The sequence below is a fragment of the Variovorax sp. GW821-FHT09B01 genome, from assembly GCF_059418345.1.
In genome coordinates this window covers 66,324-73,690 of sequence record NZ_JBWKPQ010000036.1, presented here as the reverse complement: position 1 = coordinate 73,690, position 7,367 = coordinate 66,324, and the positions used below count along the sequence as shown (strand labels likewise).

Sequence of the window (7,367 nt, the reverse complement as noted above, 5' to 3'; positions counted from 1 at the left end):
CGTCGATGGGGTACTCCCCGCAGCGAAATAAAGGAGGAGCCCGAAGGGCGGGGGACATTCGCGGAGGGGAGTACCCCATCGGCGTGAGCCCGCTCCAACCTCAAGCCGTAGGCAACGTAGCCTGCATGGAGGCCCGCCGATTGAACGCATCGAACCACTCAGCGCTGCGAGGCGCCTGAGCACGCCAATCCACATCCGGAAACCGGAAGTCCATGTACCCCAGCGCACAGCCGAAAGCGATGGTCCCGATGTCCACACGTTCGCCGAATCCAGCCGCTTCCTTCTCGAGCCATTCGAGCCCGGTGCGCACCTTCGCGAGCTGGCCGTCGGTCCAGTCGGCCCAGCGGAATTCCTGCGGGCGCAGCACGTTCTCGTAGCGCGCGAGCAGCGCGGCGGCGGTCATGCCGTCGGCCAGCGAGAGTTCGGTGAGACGGGCCCAGCGCGCCTTGCCCGAGGCGGGGAACAGCGTGCCGCCCTGCTGGTCGTTGAGGTACTCGCAGATCACGCGGCTGTCGAACAGCGCCTGGCCATCGTCGGTGAGGAAGGTCGGCACCTGGCCCAGCGGGTTGGTCGGCAGGATGGTCGCGTCGCGCTTCACCGGGCCGGCCGCGCTCGGCAGGCGCTCGATGCGCTCGGCGATGCCGAGCTCGTGCGCGACGACCATGCATTTGCGCACGAAGGGGGAAGCGGGGGAATAGAAGATCTTCATGATGGGTGTGAAGTGTGTGGGGTCAGGCGTGTTCGTCATGGCCATGGGCCAGGTGCATGCCGGCGGCCCAGCCGAAGGTCAGAGCCGGTCCGAGCGTGATGCCGGGCGCAGGATACTCGCCTCCCATCACCGAGTGCATGTCGTTGCCGGCCACGTACAGGCCCGCGATCGGCGTGCCGCGCGCATCGAGCACGCGCGCATGGCCATCGGCGCGCACGCCCAGGGCCGTGCCGATGTCGCCCGGATAGACCTTGACCGCGTAGAACGGCGCCTTCGCGACCGGCGCCACGCAGGCATTGGGCTGGTGCTCGGGGTCGCCGAGGTAGCGGTTGTAGGCCGTGCTGCCCTTGCCGAAGGCCGGGTCCTCGCCGCGCGCGGCCGGTGGGTTAAACGCGGCCACGGTGCGCGCGAGGCCGTCGGGGTCGACATCGGCCTGGCGTGCCAGCGCCTCGAGCGTGTCGGCGCGGTACAGGTAGCCGGCGCGCACCAGGTGCGCGCGCGAGCGCCCGCCCGGCAGCGCGAGGCCCAGGCCCCACTTCTCCATGAAGTCGCTGTCGCACACCAGCAGCGCCGGAACGCTCGTGCCGGCCTCGTTGGCCTGGTACATGCCGCGCACGAACTCGTGGTACGAAGCCGACTCGTTGACGAAGCGCTCGCCGCGCGCGTCGACCGCGATCAGCCCGGGCTTGGCGCGGTCCCACACCAGGTGCGGATAGCGCAACATGCTGCCGTCGGGGCGCTGCATCATCGACACCGGTGCCCACAGCGCCGGGCCCACATGGCCGGTGCCGAGCACGCCGCCGGCCTGCCGCGCCATCGCGATGCCCTCGCCGACATTGCCCTGCGGCGACATCGAGTAGGGCCCGGTCGGCGCGGGATAGTGCTCGGCGCGCATCTGCGCATTCCACGGAAAGCCGCCGGTCGCGACCACCACGCCGCGCCGCGCCTGCAGCACGATCTCGCGGCCATCGCGCTTCACGCGCACGCCGGTCACCGCACCGCCCGCATCCTGCTCGAGCCCCAGCGCGGGCGTTTCGAGCCAGAACGGAATCTTCTGCTTCAGCAGCCCGTGGAACAGCCGCCCCGCGAGCGCATTGCCCAGCAGCAATCGCGTGCCGCGGTGGTGGCCGCTCAAGCGGTCGGCGAAGTAGCGCAGCACCAGCTTCATGCCGTGCTTCCACGACGCGAACGAGCGCGTGACCGCGAGCAGGTGCTTCACGTCGGTCATGTTGACCATCATCCCGCCGAGCACGCAGAACTCGGGCAGCGGATCGCGCAGGGTGCGGAAGTGCGGGCCGAGCAGCCGGCCATCGAACTCGATCGGATCGAGCGAGCGGCCGCCCATCGCGGCACCCTCGCGGTCGGGGTGGTAGTCGGGCGAGTAGGTGCGCGCGGCGAGCTGCACGTCGGTGCGCTCGCGCAAATAGCGCAGCGCGCGCGGCCCGGCCTCGAGGAAGGCATGGCGCAGCGCCTCGTCGCCGGCCGCGCCCACCGTGTTGCGCAGGTAGGTCAGCGCCTTCTCGGGCGTGTCGGGATGGCCCGCGGCCTCGGCCTGGTCGTTGAGCGGCACCCACACCGCGCCGCCCGAGATCGCGGTCGAGCCGCCGATGCGGTCGGTCTTCTCGATCACCAGCACGTCGAGGCCTTCGAGCTTCGCCGTCAGCGCGGCCGCGAGCCCGCCCGCGCCGCTGCCGATCACGACCACGTCGTAGCCGGTCTTCTCCTGGGGCTGCGCCATCACGCCCCCGAGCCGCCGAGCGACTTGCCGCCGTCGACGAACAGCACCTGGCCCGTGACGAAGCCGGTGGCCGGCGAGGCGAAGAAGGCCACGGCCTGCGCGATGTCCTCGGGCCGGCCGGCCGCGCCCGTGGGCTGCAGCGCGAGCTGCGCGGCGCGGCGCTCGGGCGTGAGCGCGCGCAGCAGCGGCGTGTCGATCAGGCCCGGCGCGATCGCGTTCACCAGGATGCCGCGCGGCGCGAGCTCCATCGCGCTGGCGCGCGTGTAGCCCACCAGCGCGGCCTTCGAGGCCACGTAGTGCGGATGGTTCTTCGCGCCCAGGTAGGCGCGCGAGGCGATGTTGACGATGCGCGCGCCGTCGGCCATCTTGCGCGCGGCCTCCTGCGTGAGCGTGGCCACCGCGAGCAGGTTCACCTCGTACATGCGGCGGAAGTCGGCCGAACTCACGTCCATGAAGGCGCGCTCGTCGAAGATGCCGGCGTTGTTCACCAGCGCGGCGAGCGGCGGCAGCGACTGCACCATCGCGCGCACCGCGGCCTCGTCGGTCAGGTCGATGGCGCGGTAGTCGACGTCGAGGCCGGCGGCGCGCAGCACCTGGGTCTCGCGCTCGGCCAGCGCGCCGTTGTAGTCGGCCATCACCACGCGCCAGCCGTCGCGCGCCAAGCGCTCGACGATGGCGCGGCCCATGCCGCTGGCGCCGCCCGTCACCAGGACCAGCGGCTTGTTGTCATCACTGCTGTTGTTCATCGTTGTTCCGTCGAAGCGCGGCGCTCAGGCCGCGAGGTAGCCGCCGTCGACCGGCAGCACCACGCCATTGACGTAGCTGGCCATCGACGAGGCGAGGAAGACCACCGGCCCGGCGATCTCGTCGGCCTCGCCGTGGCGCTTGGTGAGCACGCGGCCCATGTACCAGTCGGTGCCGTGCTCGGTCTCGCGCTGGCCGGCCGTCATGTCGGTCACCATGAGCCCGGGCGCCACCGCGTTCACGCGCACGCCCCAGGGCGCGAGGTCGCGCGCCAGCACCTGCGTGAGCGAACGCACGCCGCCCTTGGCCACCACGTAGCCGGCCGAGGAGATGCCCGCGCCGAAGGCCACGATCGACGACAGGTTGACGATGCTGCCGTGCGTGCGCTTGAGCGCGGGCACGAAGGCCTGCGTCACGTTGAACACGCCCTGCAGGTTGACCGACAGCACGCGGTCCCAGGCCTCGCGCGCACCGGGCTCGTCGAACTTCGAGCGCGCGGAGATGCCGGCGTTGTTCACCAGCACGTCGATGTCGCCGTGCGCGGCGGCGATGCGCGCGGCGAGCGCGTCGACCGCCGCCGCATCGCTGACGTCGACGCTGTCGGCATCGGCGCGCCCGCCGGCGGCGCGGATCGAGGCCGCCACCCGTTGCGCGGGCTCGAGGTCGCGGTCGACCACCAGCACGTGCGCGCCTTCGGCCGCCATGCGGCGCGCGATGGCCTCGCCGAGGCCGCGCGCGGCGCCCGTGACGAGCGAGAGCTTGTCCTTCAGAAGCATGGGAATTCCTTTGCGAAAGCGGCGCCGTTCAGACGCCGAGGTAGGCGCGGCGCACGGCCTCGTCGTTGGCCAGCTGCGCGGCGGGGCCGTGCAGCGAGATCTCGCCGTTCTCGAGGATGTAGCCGTAGCTCGACACCGCGAGCGCGAGCTGCACGTTCTGCTCGACCAGCAGGATGGTGATCTTCTGTTCGCGATGCAGCCGCTCGATGATCTCGAACATCTGCTCCACCAGCAGCGGCGACAGGCCCATCGAGGGCTCGTCGAACAGCATCACGCGCGGGCGCGCCATCACGGCGCGGCCGATCGCGAGCATCTGCTGCTCGCCGCCCGACAGCGTGGCCGCCATCTGGCCCTGGCGCTCCTTGAGGCGGGGAAACATCGCATACACGGCCTCGAGGTCGTTGCGGATGCCCGCGCGGTCGCGGCGCAGGTAGGCGCCCAGGTCGAGGTTCTCGCGCACGCTCATGTCGCGGAACACCTGCCGGCCCTCGGGCACCTGCACGATGCCGCGCTTGACCAGCGCGTCGGAGCCCAGCCGGTCGATGCGCTCGCCGGCCAGCCGCACCTCGCCCTCGGTGCAGTCGACGATGTTCGAGATGCAGTTGAGCGTGGTGGTCTTGCCCGCGCCGTTGCTGCCGAGCAGCGCGACGATCTCGCCCTCGGGCACGTCGACCGAGACATGGCTCAGCGCCTGGATGCGGCCGTAGGCGGCCGAGATGGCGCGCAACGACAACAGCGATTCAGCCATGCGCGGCCCCCTTTGCACTTCCCTTGCCCAGATAGGCCTCGATCACGCGCGCGTCGCTGCCGATCTGCGCGGGCGTGCCCTCGGCGATCTTCTCGCCGAAGGCCATGACGGTGATGCGGTCCGAGATCGACATCACGAGCTGCATCACGTGCTCGACCAGCAGCACCGTGATGCCGTCGCGCGCCACCAGCTCCTTGAGCAGCCGGTCCAGGCTCTCGATCTCGCGGTTGCGCAGGCCGGCCGCGGGCTCGTCGAGCAGCAGCAGTTTCGGCTTGATGGCCAGCGCGCGCGCCAGCTCGAGCAGCTTCTGGCGGCCGAAGTCGAGGTCGCGCGCGGGCTGGTGGCGTTCGTCGGCCAGGCCCACGCGCTCGAGCAGGTGCAGCGCGAAGTCCTCGGTCTCGCGATCGGGGCGGCGCAGCAGCCGGCCCAGCGTGCCGGTGCCGCGCGCATGGGTGCCGAGCAGCACGTTCTCGAGCACCGAGAGCTCGGCGAACAGCTCGAGGTTCTGGAAGGTGCGCGCGATGCCCAGCGAGGCCATGCGGTAGGGCGACACGCGCGTGAGCTCGCGGCCCTCGAAGACGACGCTGCCGCTGCTGGGCGTGTAGAAGCGCGAGATGCAGTTGAAGGTGGTCGACTTGCCGGCGCCGTTGGGTCCGATCAGCGCATGGATGCGGCCCTGCTCGACCTGGAACGACAGGCCGTTGACCGCCTTGAGGCCGCCGAACACCACGCTGATGTCGCGCACGTCGAGGAAGGCGGTGGCGTTGGTCGTGCTCATCGCGCGCCTCCCGCCGGGGCCGCGCGGCGCGTGGCCTTGCGCGCCGCGAACAGCGAGGCCATGCCCTTGGGCAGGAACATCATGAACAGCATCAGGATGCCGCCGTAGATGATCTCCTGGTAGGACGGTGCCTGGCGCAGCAGCTCCGAGGCCAGGCCGAACACGATGGCGCCGGCCACCGCGCCGCGCACCGAGCCCAGCCCGCCGACCACCACCATGGTGAGGATCAGGATGGTGGTCTGGAAGCCCAGGCTCTCGGGATGGATGAAGGAGGTGAACAGCGTGTACATGCCGCCGGCCACGCCCGCGAAGGCGGCCGACAGCACGAAGGCCGTGACCTTGACCGCGCGCGTGTTCACGCCCATCGCGATCGCCGCCACGTCGCTCTCGCGCACCGCGCGGAACGACGAGCCCAGCCGCGAGCGCGACAGCGCCACCGTGAGCCACAGCATCAGCGCCGCGATCGCGACCACGAAGGGATAGGCCTGCAGGTCGTTCATCAGCCGCAGGCCGCCGAGCGCGGCCGGCTTCATCTGCAGGCCGTTCGAACCATTGGTCACCTGCTCCCAGTTGAGGAACACCCACTGCATCGCCTCGCCGAAGGCGAAGGTGGCGAGCGCCAGGTAGATGTCGCGCATGCGCAGCGCCAGCAGGCCGATGACCCAGCCCAGCGCGGCCGCGAGCAGCGCGCCCGCGAGGATCGACACCACGAACGGCGGCTGCCACTGGTTGTTGATGAGCCCGGCCGTGTAGATGCCGATGCCGAAGAAGGCCGCGTGCGAGAGCGCGAACTGGCCGGTCTCGCCGATCACCAGGTGCATGCCGAGCGCGAGCACGCTGAACACCATCAACAGGTTGACCACGTAGAGCACGTAGCCGCTGGCCGCGAAGGGCAGCACCGCGAGCACCGCGGCCATGGCGAGCAGCACGCCGCGATCCCACCAGGGAGAAGTGGTCTGCATGCTCATACCTTCTTCACCTGCGGCTTGCCGCCGAACAGGCCCTGCGGCCGCACCAGCAGCACCACCATGATCGCGACGAAGGGCGCGACCACGATGGCGTTGGACGAGACGAACAGCCCCACCAGGTTCTCGACGATGCCGATGACGAAGCCGCCGACCACCGCGCCCGGCAGGCTGGTGAAACCGCCGACGATGGCGGCCGCGTAGGCCAGGATCGCGATGTGGCCGATGTCGGGCGTGATCAGGATCTTGGGCGTGATCAGCAGCGCCGCGATGGCCGACAGCAGCCCGGTCAGGGCCCAGATCTTCATGCGGATGGTGCCCAGCTTCACGCCCACGATCTGCGCGCCGCGCGGGTTCATGCCGACCGCGCGCATGGCCTGGCCGGTGCGGGTGCGCGTGAACATCAGGTACAGCAGCACCATCACCACCACGGCGGTGCCGAAGATCGCGAGGTCGAGCAGCGTGAGCGAGGCCTGGCCGATGGTGATCGGGTCCTGCGGCACCAGCGAGGGCAGCGAGCGCGGCGTGTCGCCCAGCCCGGTCTTGCGCACCAGGCCCTTGAGCAGGTAGGCGAAGCCCAGCGTGGCGATCACCAGCTGCACGCCGACGCCGCGCGAGGCGGTCACGCGCTGCATCACCACGCGCTGGAACAGGGCGGCCACGAGCGCCGTGACCGCGAGGCTCGCGAGCACCGCGCCCCAGTAGGGCCAGCCCCACACCACCAGCGGGAACAGCGCGAGGTAGCCGCCGGCCATGAAGATTTCACCCTGCGAGAAGTTCGGCACGTCGGTGGTCTTGAAGACCATGACGATCGCCACCGCGAGCAGCGCGTAGACGCTGCCGGTGACGATGCCGGACAGCACGCCCTGCTGCACGAACAGCCAGATGTCGGAAAGGCTCATGAGATCG

At 70.5% G+C, this 7,367-nt stretch carries 8 protein-coding genes; all 8 read right to left on the bottom strand.

Annotated features, from left to right (window positions below):
* Window positions 1-100: 100 nt before the first annotated feature.
* The 8 genes from AC07RV_RS43505 to AC07RV_RS43470 are packed head-to-tail and all read right to left on the bottom strand — an operon-like array spanning window position 101 to window position 7,360.
* Window positions 101-709 carry a glutathione S-transferase gene (locus tag AC07RV_RS43505; RefSeq protein WP_296779150.1) on the bottom strand — a complete coding sequence of 203 codons (609 nt, stop codon included), beginning with the start codon at window positions 707-709 and terminating at the stop codon, window positions 101-103.
* A 22-nt stretch (window positions 710-731) separates the two neighbouring features.
* On the bottom strand, window positions 732-2,447 hold the full coding sequence (locus tag AC07RV_RS43500) for an FAD-dependent oxidoreductase (RefSeq protein WP_296779004.1): 1,716 nt from the start codon (window positions 2,445-2,447) through the stop codon (window positions 732-734).
* Complete coding sequence (locus AC07RV_RS43495) at window positions 2,447-3,193, bottom strand: SDR family NAD(P)-dependent oxidoreductase (protein ID WP_093354319.1); 747 nt, start codon at window positions 3,191-3,193, stop codon at window positions 2,447-2,449. The genes AC07RV_RS43500 and AC07RV_RS43495 overlap by 1 nt, the downstream gene beginning before the upstream one ends.
* Window positions 3,194-3,217: 24 nt before the next feature.
* Window positions 3,218-3,967 carry an SDR family NAD(P)-dependent oxidoreductase gene (locus AC07RV_RS43490; RefSeq protein WP_296779007.1) on the bottom strand — a complete coding sequence of 250 codons (750 nt, stop codon included), beginning with the start codon at window positions 3,965-3,967 and terminating at the stop codon, window positions 3,218-3,220.
* Between the two features lie 28 nt (window positions 3,968-3,995).
* Window positions 3,996-4,715, bottom strand: a complete 720-nt coding sequence (locus tag AC07RV_RS43485) for an ABC transporter ATP-binding protein (RefSeq protein ID WP_203203133.1) — start codon at window positions 4,713-4,715, stop codon at window positions 3,996-3,998.
* The gene (locus tag AC07RV_RS43480; RefSeq protein ID WP_296779010.1) at window positions 4,708-5,493 is read right to left on the bottom strand and encodes an ABC transporter ATP-binding protein; all 786 of its coding nucleotides are present in this window, start codon (window positions 5,491-5,493) and stop codon (window positions 4,708-4,710) included. Before AC07RV_RS43480 ends, AC07RV_RS43485 begins: the two co-directional genes overlap by 8 nt.
* Window positions 5,490-6,455 carry a branched-chain amino acid ABC transporter permease gene (locus tag AC07RV_RS43475; RefSeq protein ID WP_208507741.1) on the bottom strand — a complete coding sequence of 322 codons (966 nt, stop codon included), beginning with the start codon at window positions 6,453-6,455 and terminating at the stop codon, window positions 5,490-5,492. Before AC07RV_RS43475 ends, AC07RV_RS43480 begins: the two co-directional genes overlap by 4 nt.
* A gap of 2 nt (window positions 6,456-6,457) precedes the next feature.
* On the bottom strand, window positions 6,458-7,360 hold the full coding sequence (locus AC07RV_RS43470) for a branched-chain amino acid ABC transporter permease (RefSeq protein WP_208507742.1): 903 nt from the start codon (window positions 7,358-7,360) through the stop codon (window positions 6,458-6,460).
* Window positions 7,361-7,367 lie beyond the last annotated feature (7 nt).

Coding starts and splice junctions, on each gene's coding strand:
- AC07RV_RS43475 (WP_208507741.1), bottom strand. CDS start 6,455: ATGCAGACCACTTCTCCCTGGTGGGATCGCGGCGTGCTGCTCGCCATG.
- AC07RV_RS43480 (WP_296779010.1), bottom strand. CDS start 5,493: ATGAGCACGACCAACGCCACCGCCTTCCTCGACGTGCGCGACATCAGC.
- AC07RV_RS43505 (WP_296779150.1), bottom strand. CDS start 709: ATGAAGATCTTCTATTCCCCCGCTTCCCCCTTCGTGCGCAAATGCATG.
- AC07RV_RS43490 (WP_296779007.1), bottom strand. CDS start 3,967: ATGCTTCTGAAGGACAAGCTCTCGCTCGTCACGGGCGCCGCGCGCGGC.
- AC07RV_RS43500 (WP_296779004.1), bottom strand. CDS start 2,447: ATGGCGCAGCCCCAGGAGAAGACCGGCTACGACGTGGTCGTGATCGGC.
- AC07RV_RS43470 (WP_208507742.1), bottom strand. CDS start 7,360: ATGAGCCTTTCCGACATCTGGCTGTTCGTGCAGCAGGGCGTGCTGTCC.
- AC07RV_RS43495 (WP_093354319.1), bottom strand. CDS start 3,193: ATGAACAACAGCAGTGATGACAACAAGCCGCTGGTCCTGGTGACGGGC.
- AC07RV_RS43485 (WP_203203133.1), bottom strand. CDS start 4,715: ATGGCTGAATCGCTGTTGTCGTTGCGCGCCATCTCGGCCGCCTACGGC.